This is a genomic window from Streptomyces hypolithicus (assembly GCF_052934925.1).
The window spans coordinates 5,119,816-5,136,429 of record NZ_CM128811.1; the positions used below are offsets into that span (position 1 = coordinate 5,119,816).

Genomic DNA, 16,614 nt, shown 5'->3' on the forward strand with positions numbered 1-16,614 from the left:
GCCATAGAGTCGCCAACCGTCGGCATGGTGCCACGCTGACCTATCGATAAGTTTCCTGGTCACGTCCCAAGGAGGTAAGACGACTTGTGAATGAGTCGACATTTACTCCCGGGGGTGGTCAGCCAGGAATGCCTGCACGGGGCCAGGGCCCATCGGGGCTCCAGGCTGTCGGCTCCGTCGCTGTCCGCACCTTCGCCACTCATCAGCACATGACGACAGCCCACCAGAGCATGGACGGCCTACACGTGAACGCCATGGCCGGCGACCAGAGTGGGGACAAGTCCACCACCCGCTTCGCCGATTTCGAGGAAGTGCCCGAGGGGCACTTCTACGATCCCGATGCCGAGTACGAGCCCGACCCCGAGTACGCGGCCACCCTCGCCCCGGACGCTGCCCGCCAGCGCCGCGAGCGGATCGGCCCGACCGGGCGGCCGCTGCCGTACTTCCCGATCCCGGGCCCCCTGACCGATCACGGCCCCGCGAAGATCATCGCCATGTGCAACCAGAAGGGCGGCGTCGGCAAGACGACGTCGACCATCAATCTGGGTGCGGCTCTCGCGGAGTACGGACGACGGGTCCTGCTCGTCGACTTCGACCCGCAGGGAGCCCTGTCGGTCGGCCTCGGTGTGAACCCGATGGAGCTCGACCTGACGATCTACAACCTGCTCATGGAGCGGGGCATGGCGGCCGACGAGGTCCTCCTGAAGACCGCGGTGCCCAACATGGACCTGCTGCCGAGCAATATCGACTTGTCGGCCGCCGAGGTCCAACTGGTCAGCGAGGTCGCCCGGGAGTCGACACTTCAGCGGGCGCTCAAGCCGCTGATGTCGGACTACGACTACATCGTGATCGACTGTCAGCCCTCGCTCGGTCTGCTGACCGTGAACGCGCTGACGGCGGCCCACAAGGTGATCGTGCCGCTGGAGTGCGAGTTCTTCGCGCTGCGCGGTGTGGCCCTGCTGACCGAGACGATCGAGAAGGTCCAGGAGCGGCTCAACCCCGAGCTGGAGCTCGACGGCATCCTCGCCACGATGTACGACTCCCGCACGGTGCACAGCCGTGAGGTGCTCGCGAGGGTCGTCGAGGCCTTCGACGAGCACGTCTACCACACGGTCATCGGACGCACGGTCCGCTTCCCGGAGACCACGGTCGCCGGTGAGCCGATCACGACGTACGCCTCCAACTCGGTCGGCGCCGCCGCCTACCGTCAGCTTGCCAGGGAGGTGCTCGCCCGGTGTCACGCCGAGTGAGTCTGCCGGGGGCCGACGAGCTGTTCCGTACGACCGGGGGCATGGCGCTCCAGTCGTCGTCCCCGCGACGGGCGCCGTCCGCCAATGGTGAGCCGCGTGTGCCGGGCCCCGCGGGGGAGAGCGACCCCGCTGCCCCGGCGGGCGAGCCGCCCCAGGGGCGGCCGGGCGGCGGACCGGGTGCCGCGGCCGGTGACGGGGCGGAGCACGCCCCTGCGGACGCCGAGGCCGCCGGGCATCGCAGCCGGGCCGCCGAGGGTGACCAGGCGGCCGTCAAGGACCGCCGGGCGCCCGAGGAGGCACAGCCGGGCGCCCAGCAGCGTCCCGGCGGGCCTGCCGGGGGCGCTCAGCCCCGGCGGCGCGGTGGGCGCGGGGCGAACCGCCGCCCCTCCGGCCGCGAGCGGCACGACGAGAAGATCACGGTCTATGTCTCGGCCGAGGAACTGATGGACCTGGAGCACGCTCGGCTGGTGCTGCGCGGCGAGCACGGGCTCGCCGTCGACCGTGGCCGCATCGTGCGGGAAGCGGTCGCCGTCGTACTCGCCGATCTGGAGTCGCGGGGCGACGCGAGCATTCTCGTACGGCGCCTGCGCGGGCGCTGACCGGACCGGGCGGTAGCGTGCGCGCTGCCCCTGCCCGTCTTCGCTGCCCCTGGACCCTTGATGCAGTCCACTGACGATTCCGCCGCCGACCGGGGCGCCGGTGCGCCGCGCCGGCGCCTGGGGCGCGGGCCGAGGGCGTCCGGCCCCGCTGCCCCGCAGCCGCCTGACCCGGCGGTGCCCGACCCGGCGGCCTCCCATCCGCCGGCGTCCCAGCCGGCGGAGGCGGGGGACGGGCGGTTCACGGTCCGGCTGGTGAACTTCGAGGGGCCGTTCGACCTGCTGCTCCAGCTGATCTCGAAGCACAGGCTCGACGTCACCGAGGTGGCCCTGTCCAGGGTGACCGACGAGTTCATGGTGCACATCCGCGCCATGGGGCCCGACTGGGATCTCGACCAGACCACCGAGTTCCTGGTCGTCGCGGCCACACTCCTCGACCTGAAGGCGGCGCGGCTGCTGCCCGCCGCCGAGGTGGAGGACGAGGGCGACCTCGCGCTGCTGGAGGCCCGGGACCTGCTGTTCGCGCGGCTGCTGCAATACCGCGCGTACAAGCAGATCGCCGACATCTTCAACGGCCGGCTGGACGCCGAGGCCCGGCGCTACCCGCGCACGGTCGGCCTGGAACCGCACCATGCGGCTCTGCTGCCGGAGGTGGTGATCAGCATCGGCCCCGACGGTTTCGCGAAGCTCGCCGTAAAGGCGATGCAGCCCAGGGCCGAGCCACAGGTATACGTCGACCACATCCACGCGCCGCTGGTGTCCGTACGGGAGCAGGCCGAGGTGGTCGTCGCGCGGCTCAGGGAGGTGGGGGAGGCGAGTTTCCAGGTGCTCACCGAGGACGCCCCGGACACCCTCACCGTGGTGGCCCGCTTTCTGGCACTGCTGGAGCTGTACCGCGAGAAGGCGGTGGTCCTGGACCAGGAGGAGGCGCTGGGGGAGCTCATGGTGCGCTGGGCCGGCGGGGAAGCGGCGCACGCCCCCGTGACGGACCTGGTGACGGACGAGTTCGACCAAGTGGTGGAGGAGACAGCGTGAGCGAGCCGGGTACGCGGCAGGGTGCTCAGGACGGCGCCGTGGCGGCTCTCGATCTCCGGCCCGCTCTGGAGGCGGTCCTCATGGTCGTCGACGAGCCCGCCACCGAGGATCACCTCGCGAAGGTCCTTCAGCGGCCGCGCAGGGCCGTGGGGGACGCGCTGCGGCAGCTGGCCGACGAGTACGCGGCCCAGGGGCGCGGATTCGAGCTGAGGCTGGTGGCCGGCGGCTGGCGATTCTATACCCGGCCCGAGTACGCGGCGGCGGTGGAGAGCTTCGTACTCGACGGACAGCATGCCCGTCTCACCCAGGCCGCCTTGGAGACCCTCGCGGTGGTCGCCTACCGCCAGCCGGTGAGCCGGTCGCGGGTCTCGGCCGTGCGCGGGGTGAACTGCGACGGTGTGATGCGCACCCTGCTGCAGCGTGGTCTGGTCGGGGAGGCGGGCACGGAACCCGAAACAGGTGCGATCCTGTACAGGACGACGAACTACTTTCTGGAGCGGATGGGCCTGCGTGGCCTGGACGAGCTCCCGGAGCTCGCGCCATTCCTCCCGGAGGCGGACGCGATCGAGGCTGAGACGCTAGAGGGTGTGCCGTCGTTCGATCCGGACGCCCCGGACACCGACGCAGACGACAAGACGGAATTTTGATGCGAAGCAGCAGCGGCAGGAACAGCGGAAGCGGCAACGACCGGAATCAGCGGGGCGTGGGCAAGGGGCGCGACGACAAGCAGAAGCGGTCGGACCGCCCCGACCGCTCCGACCGCTCCGACCGTCCGGACCGTCCGCGTCCGGAGGAGCGCCGTTACGACGTGGGCCGTGACGCCCCCGGCGCCCGCGATGGCGGTGGCGGCGCCGGTCGCGGTGGCAGCGGCGCCGGTCGCGGAGGTAGCGGCGCCGCCCGCGATGGCGGTGGCGGCGCCGGTCGCGGAGGTAGCAGTGCCGCCCGCGATGGCGGTGGCGGCGCCGGTCGCGGAGGTAGCAGTGCCGGTCGTGGTGGAAGCGGTGCGGGCGCGGGCCGTGGCGGCAGCGGTGCGGGCGGCGGCGCCGGCAGTGGGCGTGGTGCCTCCGCGCGCGGTGGCGCCAAGGGCGGCCCCAAGGCCCCGCAGGGCGGCGCGAGGACCGGGGGTGCGGGGCGCGGCTTCAGGACCACCCCGGCGCGGCCGCGCGAGCTCGACGCCAAGATCGAGGAGCGCAACCGGGAGCGGCACAGCAAGCCCCAGGTGAAGACTCCGAAGACGTTCCCGGGAGCCGAGCAGGAGGGCGAGCGCCTGCAGAAGGTCCTCGCCCGCGCGGGCATGGGTTCGCGGCGTGCCTGCGAGGAGCTCATCGAACAGGCCCGCGTCGAGGTCAACGGCGAGATCGTCACCGAGCAGGGCAAGCGCGTCGACGTGCACAAGGACGAGGTCAAGGTCGACGGCCTGACGGTCGCCACCCAGTCGCACCTCTTCTTCGCGCTCAACAAGCCGGCCGGAGTCGTCGCCACGATGGGTGACCCGGACGGCCGCCAGAACCTCGGCGACTACGTCAACAACCGTGAGACGCGTCTCTTCCACGTCGGCCGGCTGGACACCGAGACCGAGGGCATCATCCTGCTCACCAACCACGGTGAGCTGTCCCACCGCCTCACCCACCCGAAGTACGGCGTGAAGAAGACCTACCTCGCCGCGATCCAGGGGCCGCTCCCGCGCGACCTGGGCAAGCGGCTCAAGGACGGCATCGCGCTGGAGGACGGGTACGCCCGCGCCGACCACTTCCGGGTCGTCGAGAACACCGGCAAGAACTACCTGGTCGAGGTCACCCTCCACGAGGGCCGCAAGCACATCGTGCGCCGTATGCTGGCCGAGGCCGGTTTCCCGGTCGAGCGCCTGGTGCGGACGTCGTTCGGGCCGATTCCGCTGGGCGACCAGAAGTCGGGCTGGCTGCGCCGCCTCACGAACACCGAAGTCGGCATGCTGATGGCGGAGGTCGGCCTGTAGGCCCGACCCTCTTAGCCGAACCCCCGGCCGGTTCCAGTACGTACTGGAACCGGCCGGGGGTTTTTCTGCTTGTGGTGCGGGCCCGGGACCTTTATAGTCACTGTGACCATAAAGGAGGTGGGCGCGTGAGTCTCGACGACCTGATCGCACCCCTGCAGCAGCCCCAGGTGACGGTCCTGGGAACCGCGGTGAGCTGGATCGAGGTTCTCGGCTTCGGCAGCGGCGCGCTCTGCGTCTGGCTTGTCACCCGCCAGCACATCGCCAACTGGCCGGTCGGCATCGCCAACAACCTCTTCTTCATCCTGCTGTTCACCCAGGCCGGCCTGTACGCCGACGCGGGCCTGCAGGTCGTCTTCATCGCCCTCGCCGCCTTCGGCTGGTGGACCTGGACCCACGGGGGTGGACCAGGCTCCTCGTTCCTCCCGGTACGGCGCACCAGCCGCACCGAGTGGACCTGGCTGCTGGCGGCGGGGGTGGTGGGGGCACTCGCCCTGACACTCCTGCTCGACCGTGCCACCGACTCGACCGTTCCCTTCTGGGACGCGACGACGACCGCGCTGTCCCTGATGGCCACCTACGGGCAGTGCAGGAAGCGCCTGGAGTCGTGGTGGCTGTGGATCGCGGCCGACGTCGTCTACATCCCGCTGTACGCCTACAAGGAGCTGTATCTCACTGCCTTGCTGTACATCGGTTTCCTCGCCCTGTGTGTCCTCGGACTGCGCAACTGGCGGCGCGACGCGCTGACGGGGCGGCGGACCGCAGTGCAGGCCGTGGCATGACGGCGGCAGCGCAAGAGACGGCTGTGTACGGTCACGGGCTCGTTCTCGGGAAGTTCTATCCGCCGCACGCGGGACACCACCATCTGGTCCGTACCGCACGGGAACGCTGCGAGCGGCTCACCGTTCTCGTGTGCGCTTCGTCCGTCGAGTCCGTGCCGCTGTCGGACCGGGTCGCGTGGATGCGGGCCGTGCATCCGGACGCCGATGTGGTGGGCGTGCTGGACGACACCCCCGTCGACACCACCGACCCGGCCGTGTGGGACGCCCACATGGCAGTGTTCCGGGCCGCCGTCCCGCAGGCTGTGCACGCGGTTTTCACGTCGGAGACGTACGGCGACGAACTCGGCCGGCGCTTCGGCGCGGACGCGGTCTGCGTGGATCCGGCGCGGACGGCCTTCCCCGTCTCGGGAACGGCAGTGCGCGCAGACCCGGTCCGTTCCTGGGAACACCTGGAACAGCCGGTACGGGCCGCACTCGCCCGGCGTGTGGTCGTGCTCGGGGCCGAGTCCACCGGCACCACCACCATGGTGCGGGCACTCACCGAGTACTACCGGCGCCGCGGCGGCGTCTGGGAACGCACACAGAGCATTCCCGAGTACGGCAGGGAATTCAGCGCACAGAAACTGGCCGCACTGCGCGCACAGCGTCCCGGTGCGCACTGGGACGAGGTCACCTTCACCACGGACGAGTTCCCGCTGATCGCGCAGCGGCAGTCCGACGACGAGGACGCGGCAGCCGGCGCGGGCTCACCCGTGCTGTTCTGCGACACAGACGCCTTCGCCACCACGGTGTGGCACGAGCGCTACCTGGGCGCCTCGAATCCGGACGTCGCAGCGATCGCCGCCAGGGGCGCGCAGCACCTGTGGCTGCTCACCGACCACACCGGAGTGCCCTTCGAGGACGACGGGCTGCGCGCCGGCGAGCACCTGCGGCCCTGGATGACGGGTCGCTTCCGCGCAGAGCTCACCCGTACCGGACGCCGCTTCGTGACGCTCCGGGGAACGCACGAAAAGCGGCTCGCGAAGGCCGTCGCCTCGGTGGACGCGCTGCTCGCCGAGGGGTGGGGTTTCACCGATCCCCTTCCGGAGAAGCGGTGAACGCCTCCCGCGTGCCCGAGAGCCCCGGGGAGCGTCCAGAGGGGTACGATCCTGGCGCCTTCGAGCCGTTCGCGGTGACCGTCGACCTCGCCGTGTTCACCGTCAGGGACAGCCGGCTGCACGTGCTGCTGATCCGCCGGGGGCAGGCTCCGTACGCGGGGGCGTGGGCCCTGCCCGGCGGCTTCATACTGCCGCGCGAGGACGCCGAGGCCGCCGCCAGGCGCGAGCTGGCCGAGGAGACGGGGCTGTCGCAGGAGTCCGCCGCCGCACTGCACCTGGAGCAGCTGCGGACGTACAGCGAACCGGACCGAGACCCCCGGATGCGTGTGGTCTCCGTCGCCTACACCGCTCTCGTCCCCGACCTGCCGGAGCCGCGCGGCGGCGGCGACGCGGCGCACGCCCAGTGGACGCCCGCGGGCAGCGCGCTGACCCTCGCGTTCGACCACGGGCAGATCATCGCCGATGCGCGAGGGCGCATCGGCGCCAAGCTCGAATACACCTGCCTGGCCACGGCCTTCTGCCCGCCCCAGTTCACCCTGGGGGAGCTCCAGCAGGTGTACGAGACGGTGTGGGGGGTGGAGCTGGACCGGCCGAACTTCCGCCGCAAGGTGCTGGCCACACCCGGCTTCGTGGAGCCCGTGGCGGGCCCACCGCGGCGTACCGGAGGACGCGGGAAACCGGCCGCCCTGTACCGGGCGGGAACAGCCGCCGCGTTGCATCCACCACTACTGCGCCCGGAAGGACGGCCCGCATGACGATCCGTACGAAGCACGCAGCCACCGGTTCCCTCATCGGCCTCGCGCTCGGTGACGCACTGGGCTTCCCGACCGAGTTCAACGACGTACCGTCGATACTCGCCAAGTGCGGGCCGTGGCGGGAGATGGAACTCCCCGAGCCCGCGTTCGTCACGGACGACACCCAGATGACGCTTGCGCTGGGGCAGGGAATACGGACCGCGATGGACCGAGGGGTGCTCGGGCCGCTGCGGTTGGCGCGGCCGATGCGCGAGGAGTTCGTGAACTGGTATCACTCGCCCGACAACAACCGGGCTCCCGGCCGCACCTGCATGGTCGCGTGCCAACTGCTGGACAGCGCCCGCCCCTGGCAGGAAGCCAGCCAGGTAGCCTCCAAGGGGTGCGGCGCCAACATGCGGGTCGCGCCGGTCGGGCTCGTACCGGGACTGAGCGAGGAACAGCGCGCCGGGGCCGCCCAGTTGCAGGCCGCACTCACCCACGGGCACCCCACAGCGCTGGCGGCGAGCGATCTGACGGCGCGTGCGGTGCACCTGCTCGCGCAGGGCACGGAACCGACCGGCCTGGTGGGCCGCCTGCGTTCGTACGCGTACGAGAACCGCACCCGCTACCACCAGCAGTGGCTCGGCGACCTGTGGACGTACGCCCCCGACGCGTCGCCGCAGGCCTTCGCCGCCCGCGGCTGGGACGAGTGCCTCGCCGCGCTGGAACGCCTGACGGCAGCACTGCGCGCCCCCTCACCCGAGACCGATCCCTGCCTGGCGACGGGCGACGGCTGGGTCGCAGAGGAGGCTCTGACGACCGCGCTGCTGTGCTTCCTGCTCTTCCCGGAGGAACCCCTCACCGCGCTGCGCCGTGCGGCGTGCACGAGAGGCGACTCGGACTCGATCGCCGCGCTCGCGGGAGCGTTCGCCGGAGCGCACCTGGGAACGGACGCCTGGCCTGCCGGATGGGCGGAGCGCGTCGAGTACCGGAACGAGCTGCTGACGCTGGGCGCGCTCTGGGACTCGTGATCCATGCATCCGTTCGTTCGCGAGCCTTCGCCAACGTCAACGACCGTCAGCAGGCTGAAGCGCGGCGGACGCGGTGCAGGAAGTCCTCCACGCGGGGGCGGTCCGGACCTTCGGCCAGGGGGCTGGCGCTCCGGGCCGACTCGGCCTGCGCCGCGAGCCGTTCCATTCGGCGTTCGGCCTCCGGCCACGGCACCTCTCCGCGCCGGACCGCCAGCAGGTCCTCGCGGTCCGCGCCGACGTCGATCACCAGCTCGCCCGTACGCAGCAGATCGCGGCAGCTGCCGAGCAGCCGCAGCAGATGCATGGCGTGCTTCCAGCGCGGGGCGCCGTGCAGCTTCACATCCGCTTCCAGCTTCTTGTGCTGGTTGGTCGCGTACCGGACGAAGGTCTCGTGCGCCTGGCGGGAGAGGAACGCGCCCCGCAGCGCGAGCAGTTCGTGGCCGACCCCGTCGATGTGCTCGACCAGCGGGGAGTGCAGGCACTCCAAGATGTTGGGGTTGGCGCGCAGGGCCAGTTCGCAGAAACGTTCCAGCTCCCAGGAGAACTGCTCGTCGGCCGGCCCTTCGACATGCGTCGGAGGCTTGTCGAAGCGCCAGAACAGCGGCGTGGGCGCGACGAAGACACCGCGCCGGTCGGTGTCGCTGCCGGCCGTCGCCAGCCCGAAGGCGCGCGAGCCCATGACGCAGGAATAGACGGTGTGGTCCCGTACGAGATCTTCGGGCGACGGTCCGGGGCCGGGTCCGGGGCCGGGTACGGCGGCTGGCGCGATCATGCCCCGGATTGTGCCCCGGTCAGGCCAGTCGGATCGAGTCACTTTCCACGGTGATCCGCCGCGGTGGGAGTGGCTTGGTCGCCGGGCCGCCCGCGACCGACGCATCGGCGACACGGTACCTGCTGCCGTGGCAGGCGCAGTTGATGGTGCCGTCCTCGATGCTGCTGACCGCGCATCCCTGGTGCGTGCAGATGGCCGAGAAGGCCTTGAAGGTGCCCGCCTCCGGCTGGGTCACCACCACCTTCTCCGCCTTGAAGATCTTGCCGCCGCCCACCGGGATCTCCGAGGTCCCCGCCAGCGCCCCGCCATCGGCCGACGGCTCCCCGGCGGACCGTGACCCCTCGGGCGACGCGGGCCGCTCCGAGGGTGCGGGCGCCGTCTCCTCGGTGCCCCCGCCTCCCTCACCGGAGTCCCCGCAACCGGCGACCAGCGCCGTCCCCGCCGCCGCGGCGCCGGCCACGAGGACCACCCGGCGGCTCGTGCTCTCGTCCATCACGCGCTCCTCATGTCGTTTCCAGCACCATCTTCGCCCCCGAGGCCCCGCACCGCGCGTGGCGGCCCGCCCCACCTCACCGAACTACGCTGGATCACGCAGGCGCCGACGAGGTACGTGCCGACCAGGTACGCAGCGAGGAGCAGACGTGGCAGTACGAGCAGTCCGTGGGGCCGTCCAACTGGAGCGGGACGAGGCCGGACACATGGACGAGCAGGTGAGCGGCCTGCTCACCGCGATCCTGGAGCGCAACGGCCTCACCCCCGACGACCTCATCAGCATCTGGTTCACCGCCACCCCCGACCTGCACAGCGACTTCCCCGCCGCCGCCGCCCGCGGGCTCGGCATCGTCGACGTACCGCTGATCTGCGCCCAGGAACTGGACGTGGCCGGCGCGATGCCCCGCGTCGTACGTATCCTCGCGCACGTCGAATCGGACCTCCCCAAGCCCGCCGTCACGCACGTCTACCTCGGCGCCGCCGCCTTCCTCCGCAAGGACATCGCCCAGTGAGAACCGCCCTCGTCATCGGAACCGGCCTGATCGGCACCTCAGTGGCGCTCGCCCTGGCCGGCCGCGGCGTCACCGTGCACCTCACCGACCACGACCCCGGCCAGGCGCGTACCGCGGCCGCGCTCGGCGCCGGAACCGACGAAGCGCCCCAGGGCCCCGTCGACCTGGCCGTCGTCGCCGTCCCCCCGGCGCACGTCGCGGGCGCGCTGGCCGAGGTGATCCGGGGCCGGGCCGCCCGCGCGTACATCGACGTCGCCAGCGTCAAGGGCGGCCCCCGCAGGGAGCTCCAGGCCCTGGGCTGCGACCTCACGTCGTACATCGGTACGCACCCGATGGCGGGCAAGGAGCGTTCCGGCCCGCTCGCGGCGACCGCCGACCTGTTCGAGGGCCGCCCCTGGGTCCTCACCCCGACCCGCGACACCGACACCGAGGTCCTCAACCTCGCCCTGGAACTGGTCGCCCTGTGCCGCGCCGTGCCCGTCGTCATGGACGCGGACGCCCACGACCGCGCGGTCGCCCTCGTCTCGCACACTCCGCAGCTGCTCTCCTCGCTGGTCGCGGCCCGGCTGGAAGAGGCCGACGAGACGGCGGTACGGCTGTGCGGGCAGGGCATCAGGGACGTGACCCGCATCGCCGCCTCCGACCCCCGCATGTGGGTCGAGATCCTCTCCGCGAACCCCGGTCCCGTGGCGGACGTGCTCACCGGCGTCGCAGCGGACCTGGCGGAGACCGTGCAGGCCCTGCGCGCCCTCCAGTCCGCCGACGACGACAAGCGCAAGGGCGGCGCCGACGGCATCGAGGACGTCCTGCGGCGCGGCAACGCGGGACGCGAGCGGGTGCCCGGCAAGCACGGAGCCGCCCCGGCGTCGTACGAGATCGTCGCGGTCCTCATCGGGGACCGCCCCGGCGAGCTGGCCAGGATCTTCGCGGACGCCGGCCGGGCAGGCGTCAACATCGAGGACGTACGCATCGAGCACGCGACGGGGCAGCAGGCGGGCCTCGTCCAGCTGATGGTCGAGCCGGCCGCGGTCCCCTCGCTGACCGCGTCGCTGCGGGAGCTGGGCTGGTCGATCCGGCAGTAGCGGAGCCCGCTGTGCGGGCGCGTCGAGGGCGGGGTCCGGGACTCGGTAACCTGGTGTGGGGCCGCAGTCGCGCCCCGACCCGCCAGCCCGTGTACCAGGAAGGTGTCCTACACCGTGGAAACCGCCGCCCGGACCGCCCCGGCAGCAGTGATTGTCGCCATCGACGGCCCCTCCGGCACGGGCAAGTCCAGCACATCCAAGGCCGTCGCCGCGGGGCTGGGCCTCAGCTACCTGGACACCGGCGCCCAGTACCGGGCGATCACCTGGTGGATGCTGAACAACGGCATCGACGTGGGTGACCCCGTCGCCGTCGCGGACGCCGCCGGCAAGCCGGTGATCGTCTCGGGCACCGACCCGGCCGCGCCCACGATCACGGTGGACGGCGTCGACGCCTCCGGGCCGATCCGCACCCAGGAAGTGACCTCCAAGGTCAGCGCCGTCAGCGCCGTGCCCGAGGTGCGCACCCTGATCACGGACCTGCAGCGCTCCATCGCCAAGGGCGCCCCCGGCGGCATCGTCGTCGAAGGGCGCGACATCGGTACGACGGTGCTGCCCGACGCCGACCTCAAGATCTTCCTGACGGCCTCGCCCGAGGCGCGCGCCGCACGCCGCAGCGGCGAACTCAAGGGCGCCGACGTCTCCGCGACCAGGGACGCCCTGCTGAAGCGGGACGCGGCCGACTCCAGCCGCAAGACCTCGCCGCTCGCCAAGGCCGACGACGCGGTCGAGGTCGACACCAGTGACCTGACACTCGACCAGGTCATCGAGTGTGTCGTTACTCTCGTCGAGGAGAAGCGGGTCGCGAAGTGACCGCACCGGTGAGCGCACCCTCGCTGCGGGGCGCCGCCGTCGGACGGGGCATCGGCATCGGGCTCATGTACGGCCTGTTCAGGCCCCGCGTCCTGGGCGCGTGGCGGGTGCCACCCACCGGCCCCGTGATACTCGCGGTCAACCACGCCCACATCATCGACGGGCCGATGCTGATGGGCACCGCCCCCCGGCCGGTGCACTTCCTGATCAAGAAAGAGGCGTTCGTCGGCCCGCTCGACCCGTTCCTGCGCGGAATGGGTCAGCTGAAGGTGGACCGTACGACCGCCGACCGCACGGCGATCTCGAACGCGCTGGGCGTCCTGTCCGACGGCGGGGTGCTGGGGATCTTCCCCGAAGGCACCCGGTGCGCCGGCGACTTCGCGTCGCTGCGCGCCGGGCTCGCGTACTTCGCCGTACGCGGCTCGGCGCCGATCGTGCCGGTGGCGGTGCTCGGCAGCACCGAGCGCCGCGGGCGGCTGATACCCGGGCTGCCGCCGCTGCGCAGCCGGGTGGACGTCGTCTTCGGCGACCCGTTCGAGGCCGGCGACGGCAGCGGACTGCGTACACGCAAGGTGCTTGACGAGGCCACCGTACGGATCCAGGAGCGGCTGGCCGCCCACCTGGAAAGTGCCAGGCGCCTCACCGGGCGCTAGGCGAGACTTGAGTAGTGGACCGCGCGAACCATCGGGTGGTCCATCGATGATGAACGAGGAACGGACTTCATGAACGACCAGATTCACTCCGGCAACGAGCACGGAGCACTTGGCGACGCCGAGTACGCGGAGTTCATGGAGCTCGCCGCGCAGGAAGGCTTCGACCCGGAAGAGGTCGAGGGCGCGATCGGCGAAGCCGGCCACGGCCCGCTGCCCGTCCTCGCCGTCGTCGGCCGTCCCAATGTCGGCAAATCGACTCTGGTGAACCGCATCATCGGCCGCCGCGAGGCCGTCGTCGAGGACAAGCCCGGCGTCACCCGTGACCGCGTGACCTACGAGGCCGAGTGGGCGGGCCGCCGGTTCAAGGTCGTCGACACCGGCGGCTGGGAGCAGGACGTACTGGGCATCGACGCCTCCGTGGCCGCCCAGGCCGAGTACGCCATCGAGGCCGCCGACGCGGTCGTCTTCGTCGTCGACTCCACGGTCGGCGCCACCGACACCGACGAGGCCGTCGTCAAGCTGCTGCGCCGGGCCGGCAAGCCCGTCGTGCTGTGCGCCAACAAGGTCGACGGCCAGAGCGGCGAGGCGGACGCGACCGCGCTGTGGTCGCTGGGCCTCGGCCTGCCGCACCCGGTCTCCTCACTGCACGGCCGCGGCACAGGGGACATGCTGGACGCCGTACTGGAAGCACTGCCCGAGGCCCCGGCCCAGACCTTCGGCCAGGCCCTCGGCGGCCCCCGCCGCATCGCCCTCATCGGCCGCCCGAACGTCGGCAAGTCCTCGCTGCTGAACCGGGTGGCGAACGAGGACCGGGTCGTCGTCAACGAGATCGCGGGCACCACCCGTGACCCGGTCGACGAGCTCATCGAGCTCGGCGGCATCACCTGGAAGTTCATCGACACGGCCGGCATCAGGCGCCGCGTCCACCTCCAGGAGGGCGCGGACTACTACGCCTCTCTGCGCACCGCGGCCGCCGTCGAGAAGGCCGAGGTCGCGGTCGTACTGATCGACGCGAGCGAGTCCGTCAGCGTCCAGGACCAGCGGATCATCACGATGGCCGTCGAGGCGGGCCGCGCGCTGGTCATCGCCTACAACAAGTGGGACACCCTCGACGAGGAGCGCCGCTACTACCTCGAGCGCGAGATCGAGACCGAGCTGGCGCAGGTCGCATGGGCGCCGCGGGTCAACGTCTCGGCGCAGACCGGCCGCCACATGGAGAAGCTGGTCCCGGCGATCGAGACGGCGCTGGCGGGCTGGGAGACCCGGATCCCCACCGGCAGGCTCAACGCCTTCCTCGGTGAGATCGTCGCCTCCCACCCGCACCCGGTCCGCGGCGGCAAGCAGCCCCGCATCCTCTTCGGGACCCAGGCGGGCAGCAAGCCGCCGCGGTTCGTGCTCTTCGCCTCCGGCTTCCTGGAGCACGGTTACCGGCGCTTCGTCGAGCGCCGGCTGCGCGAGGAGTTCGGCTTCGACGGCACTCCGATCCACATCTCGGTACGGGTGCGCGAGAAGCGCGGCCGCAAGAAGTGACGCGGACGGGACTCTCCCAGGACGCCTGCTCCGGCTGGAGTACCAGGACGTACTAGGACGGCTCACAACCCCCGACGGGGAGCGGGCGGCAGCGCCGGCGGGGAGTGATTCCCGCTGTGCTGCCGCCCGCTGCTGTGGGTGCCGGTGTCACGTCCGTGGCTGCCCGTGCCGCTGCCGGCGCTCTGCCAGAAGCCGGTGCCGTGGCTGCCCTGGCTCCCGGAGCCGGGGCCCTGGCTGCGGTGCATGCCCGTGGTGTAGCCGGTGAATCCCGTGAACCTCAGATCCTCCTCGCCCGACCGGTCGCCCGGCAGGGCCCGGAAGGACCTGCGGTACTCCGAGTACAGCGCGTCGAAGATCGGGGTGTGCGAGCGCTCGGTCTGTGAGTCCCGGGAGGGGCGCATCGCGGGGATCTGGCTCTGGTACGGCTGATGGCGTGAGGGGTCGTATGAGTGCACGTACGGCCAACGAACCGGACGTCCTACGGATGCGGGCCGAGCAGGGGAATTCCCTGCTCGGCCGGGGTGCGCGGGGCGCGCGGTGCGCCCTGCGACGGTCAGGTGCCGGCCAGCGGCATGGCGGCGGCGGCCAGCAGGCCGTTCGCCGCGGCCTTCTCCAGCGCGGCGCGCAGCAGGTCCTCACGGGGCTGCTGGCCGATGGAACCGGCGGGCGCGGCGAAGACGAGGACGGTGCTGGACTTGTTGGCGGCCGTCCGCCAGCCCTCCGTGACCTGGAGCGGCTGGTGCGCCTGCCACCAGGAGACCGGGGTGCCGCCTCCGGTGCCGGGCTGGAGCACGGCGTGCAGCTGGCCCATGGCGAGCAGCACGGACCAGCCGGGCAGCGGCGCGGGCACCTTCCCCATGTCGGTCACCGGCTGGAATCCCTGCTCGGTGACCAGGGCCAGGAACTCGTCGGTGCCGGCGTCCGAGCCGGGTCGGGCGATCGGCCCGGTCGGCTCGACCACCAGGGCGGGATGCAGCTGGTCCTCGATCAGCACGAGGCCGCTGGTGATCCCCAGCACGGCCTGGTCGGACGCGCCGCCCAGTGCCCCTCCGTCGGGACTCTCGGCGCCGCCGGTGATGCTGCGTACGGCGCCCTGCAGCTGCTCCTCGGCCACCTGGACGACCTGCGAGGGGATGCAGGTGGCGTGGGCGAACGCCAGCACGGCGGTCTCCTCTCCGACGAACAGCACGGTGCTGGTGCGTTCCAGGTCGGAGTCGCCCTGGGTGCGGCAGGAGGTGCAGTCGTAGCTGCCCGGGGCGTTGTCGCCGGCGAGCAGCCGGTCGGCTTCTTCGTTGCCGATCTCGGTGCGTACGTCGTCGCTTACGTCGAGCATGCGCGGCACGGGGGACTCCTCGGACTCGGTGCGGGTGCCGGGAGGTCCCCGGCTCGTCATGGAGACAACGGATGAGCCGCCGCCCGGGTCACGCGAGGAGGGGAACAGAATCGAACCAACCCGGGCCCGTGGCCGCCGCGCGGGTCGTCCGACCGGGTGGGGCTCACCGGCGTACACCGCGCGGCACGCGGCCCCGTGCCCGGCGGCTGCTTAGCGTGGCGCGATGCCCAAGCTGCCGCGGTCCCGCGTCCTCCCGGTCTCCCTGCTCACCGTACTGCTGGCCCTCGGGTCCACGGCCGCCCGGGCCGCCGTCCCACCGCCGCCCGCCCCCGGAAGCCTGTCGCCCGGAGCCGTCTCCTGGCTGCGGGACTGCGCCGATGACCAGTGGCCCTGGGGTTGCCTGGCCGAGTGCGAGAGCAGCGGCCGCTGGGACGCGAACACCGGCAACGGCTACTACGGCGGGCTCCAGTTCTGGCAGCCGACCTGGGAGGAGCACGGCGGCCTGGCGTACGCGCGGCGGGCGGATCTGGCCACCCGGGCGGAGCAGATCAAGGTGGCCGAGAAGGTGCTGGCCACGCAGGGCTGGAAGGCGTGGCCGGTCTGCTCGAAGCGTTACGGCCTGGACGGGCGCGTCCATGTCGTCAAGGCGGGCGACACCCTCTACTCGATCGCCAAGCGCTATGGCGTCAAGGGCGGCTGGAAGGCGCTCTACAAGGCCAACGAGAAAGTTGTCGGGCGCGATCCCGACCGGATCGGCACCGGGATCAGGCTCGTCGTCCCGCAGTAGGGGAGTAGCTGACGAATGGTGCGGCGCCAAGTGCCGTTACTCAAAATGGCAGTTGACGAGCTGCGCAGACAAGTGCGGGGCTGTCCAACGTTTTTATTCTTTTCCTACGCGCCCTGACGGGTGAGAGATCCGTTTGGTTGCCCCGG

General features: G+C 71.6%; 19 protein-coding genes. 15 read left to right on the top strand and 4 right to left on the bottom strand.

The window, feature by feature from the left end; translation table 11 throughout:
• Positions 1-128 precede the first annotated feature (128 nt).
• The 9 genes from ACU6WZ_RS24070 (at position 129) to ACU6WZ_RS24110 (ending at position 8,497) form a co-directional block, all read left to right on the top strand.
• The gene (locus tag ACU6WZ_RS24070; RefSeq protein WP_447030286.1) at positions 129-1,250 is read left to right on the top strand and encodes a ParA family protein; all 1,122 of its coding nucleotides are present in this window, start codon (positions 129-131) and stop codon (positions 1,248-1,250) included.
• A complete protein-coding gene (locus ACU6WZ_RS24075; RefSeq protein ID WP_447034223.1) occupies positions 1,247-1,849 on the top strand; it encodes a hypothetical protein in 603 nt (200 codons plus the stop codon). The genes ACU6WZ_RS24070 and ACU6WZ_RS24075 overlap by 4 nt, the downstream gene beginning before the upstream one ends.
• Before the next feature lie 60 nt (positions 1,850-1,909).
• Positions 1,910-2,881 carry a segregation and condensation protein A gene (locus ACU6WZ_RS24080; protein ID WP_447030287.1) on the top strand — a complete coding sequence of 324 codons (972 nt, stop codon included), beginning with the start codon at positions 1,910-1,912 and terminating at the stop codon, positions 2,879-2,881.
• Positions 2,878-3,528, top strand: coding sequence for an SMC-Scp complex subunit ScpB (gene scpB, locus ACU6WZ_RS24085; protein WP_447030288.1), 651 nt, complete (start codon positions 2,878-2,880; stop codon positions 3,526-3,528). The genes ACU6WZ_RS24080 and scpB overlap by 4 nt, the downstream gene beginning before the upstream one ends.
• Positions 3,528-4,856, top strand: coding sequence for a pseudouridine synthase (locus ACU6WZ_RS24090; protein ID WP_447030289.1), 1,329 nt, complete (start codon positions 3,528-3,530; stop codon positions 4,854-4,856). Before scpB ends, ACU6WZ_RS24090 begins: the two co-directional genes overlap by 1 nt.
• 125 nt (positions 4,857-4,981) lie before the next feature.
• Positions 4,982-5,635 (top strand): nicotinamide riboside transporter PnuC, encoded by a 654-nt coding sequence (pnuC, locus tag ACU6WZ_RS24095; protein ID WP_447030290.1) that lies wholly within the window; start codon positions 4,982-4,984, stop codon positions 5,633-5,635.
• Positions 5,632-6,732: an AAA family ATPase gene (locus ACU6WZ_RS24100; RefSeq protein ID WP_447030291.1), complete on the top strand. Its 1,101-nt coding sequence runs from the start codon at positions 5,632-5,634 to the stop codon at positions 6,730-6,732. The genes pnuC and ACU6WZ_RS24100 overlap by 4 nt, the downstream gene beginning before the upstream one ends.
• Positions 6,729-7,487 (top strand): NUDIX hydrolase, encoded by a 759-nt coding sequence (locus tag ACU6WZ_RS24105; RefSeq protein WP_447030292.1) that lies wholly within the window; start codon positions 6,729-6,731, stop codon positions 7,485-7,487. Before ACU6WZ_RS24100 ends, ACU6WZ_RS24105 begins: the two co-directional genes overlap by 4 nt.
• Positions 7,484-8,497 carry an ADP-ribosylglycohydrolase family protein gene (locus ACU6WZ_RS24110; RefSeq protein WP_447030293.1) on the top strand — a complete coding sequence of 338 codons (1,014 nt, stop codon included), beginning with the start codon at positions 7,484-7,486 and terminating at the stop codon, positions 8,495-8,497. The genes ACU6WZ_RS24105 and ACU6WZ_RS24110 overlap by 4 nt, the downstream gene beginning before the upstream one ends.
• 46 nt (positions 8,498-8,543) lie before the next feature.
• Here ACU6WZ_RS24110 and ACU6WZ_RS24115 read toward each other — a convergent pair whose 3' ends face one another.
• Complete coding sequence (locus ACU6WZ_RS24115; RefSeq protein ID WP_447030294.1) at positions 8,544-9,269, bottom strand: nucleotidyltransferase domain-containing protein; 726 nt, start codon at positions 9,267-9,269, stop codon at positions 8,544-8,546.
• Positions 9,270-9,288: 19 nt separating this feature from the next.
• Positions 9,289-9,762 (bottom strand): Rieske (2Fe-2S) protein, encoded by a 474-nt coding sequence (locus ACU6WZ_RS24120; RefSeq protein ID WP_447030295.1) that lies wholly within the window; start codon positions 9,760-9,762, stop codon positions 9,289-9,291.
• Positions 9,763-9,910: 148 nt separating this feature from the next.
• Between ACU6WZ_RS24120 and aroH the strand changes: the two genes are divergently transcribed.
• The 5 genes from aroH to der all read left to right on the top strand — a co-directional run bounded on the left by aroH (position 9,911) and on the right by der (position 14,348).
• On the top strand, positions 9,911-10,273 hold the full coding sequence (gene aroH / locus ACU6WZ_RS24125; RefSeq protein ID WP_447030296.1) for a chorismate mutase: 363 nt from the start codon (positions 9,911-9,913) through the stop codon (positions 10,271-10,273).
• On the top strand, positions 10,270-11,355 hold the full coding sequence (locus ACU6WZ_RS24130) for a prephenate dehydrogenase (RefSeq protein ID WP_447030297.1): 1,086 nt from the start codon (positions 10,270-10,272) through the stop codon (positions 11,353-11,355). The genes aroH and ACU6WZ_RS24130 overlap by 4 nt, the downstream gene beginning before the upstream one ends.
• A 102-nt stretch (positions 11,356-11,457) precedes the next feature.
• Entirely contained in the window at positions 11,458-12,165 is a 708-nt protein-coding gene (gene cmk / locus ACU6WZ_RS24135) for a (d)CMP kinase (RefSeq protein WP_447030298.1), read from the top strand.
• Positions 12,162-12,818, top strand: a complete 657-nt coding sequence (locus ACU6WZ_RS24140) for a lysophospholipid acyltransferase family protein (protein WP_447030299.1) — start codon at positions 12,162-12,164, stop codon at positions 12,816-12,818. The genes cmk and ACU6WZ_RS24140 overlap by 4 nt, the downstream gene beginning before the upstream one ends.
• A 69-nt stretch (positions 12,819-12,887) precedes the next feature.
• A complete protein-coding gene (gene der / locus ACU6WZ_RS24145; protein ID WP_447030300.1) occupies positions 12,888-14,348 on the top strand; it encodes a ribosome biogenesis GTPase Der in 1,461 nt (486 codons plus the stop codon).
• 62 nt (positions 14,349-14,410) lie between these two features.
• Here the strand turns inward: der and ACU6WZ_RS24150 are convergent, their stop codons facing one another.
• Positions 14,411-14,803 (bottom strand): hypothetical protein, encoded by a 393-nt coding sequence (locus ACU6WZ_RS24150; protein ID WP_447030301.1) that lies wholly within the window; start codon positions 14,801-14,803, stop codon positions 14,411-14,413.
• 98 nt (positions 14,804-14,901) lie between these two features.
• Positions 14,902-15,690, bottom strand: coding sequence for a DUF8842 C-terminal domain-containing protein (locus ACU6WZ_RS24155; RefSeq protein ID WP_447034225.1), 789 nt, complete (start codon positions 15,688-15,690; stop codon positions 14,902-14,904).
• A gap of 214 nt (positions 15,691-15,904) precedes the next feature.
• Between ACU6WZ_RS24155 and ACU6WZ_RS24160 the strand changes: the two genes are divergently transcribed.
• Positions 15,905-16,468 carry a transglycosylase family protein gene (locus ACU6WZ_RS24160; RefSeq protein ID WP_447030302.1) on the top strand — a complete coding sequence of 188 codons (564 nt, stop codon included), beginning with the start codon at positions 15,905-15,907 and terminating at the stop codon, positions 16,466-16,468.
• Positions 16,469-16,614 lie beyond the last annotated feature (146 nt).

Coding starts and splice junctions, on each gene's coding strand:
- ACU6WZ_RS24080 (WP_447030287.1), top strand. CDS start 1,910: ATGCAGTCCACTGACGATTCCGCCGCCGACCGGGGCGCCGGTGCGCCG.
- ACU6WZ_RS24115 (WP_447030294.1), bottom strand. CDS start 9,269: ATGATCGCGCCAGCCGCCGTACCCGGCCCCGGACCCGGCCCCGGACCG.
- ACU6WZ_RS24090 (WP_447030289.1), top strand. CDS start 3,528: ATGCGAAGCAGCAGCGGCAGGAACAGCGGAAGCGGCAACGACCGGAAT.
- ACU6WZ_RS24100 (WP_447030291.1), top strand. CDS start 5,632: ATGACGGCGGCAGCGCAAGAGACGGCTGTGTACGGTCACGGGCTCGTT.
- ACU6WZ_RS24110 (WP_447030293.1), top strand. CDS start 7,484: ATGACGATCCGTACGAAGCACGCAGCCACCGGTTCCCTCATCGGCCTC.
- der (WP_447030300.1), top strand. CDS start 12,888: ATGAACGACCAGATTCACTCCGGCAACGAGCACGGAGCACTTGGCGAC.
- ACU6WZ_RS24120 (WP_447030295.1), bottom strand. CDS start 9,762: ATGGACGAGAGCACGAGCCGCCGGGTGGTCCTCGTGGCCGGCGCCGCG.
- ACU6WZ_RS24160 (WP_447030302.1), top strand. CDS start 15,905: ATGCCCAAGCTGCCGCGGTCCCGCGTCCTCCCGGTCTCCCTGCTCACC.
- ACU6WZ_RS24070 (WP_447030286.1), top strand. CDS start 129: ATGCCTGCACGGGGCCAGGGCCCATCGGGGCTCCAGGCTGTCGGCTCC.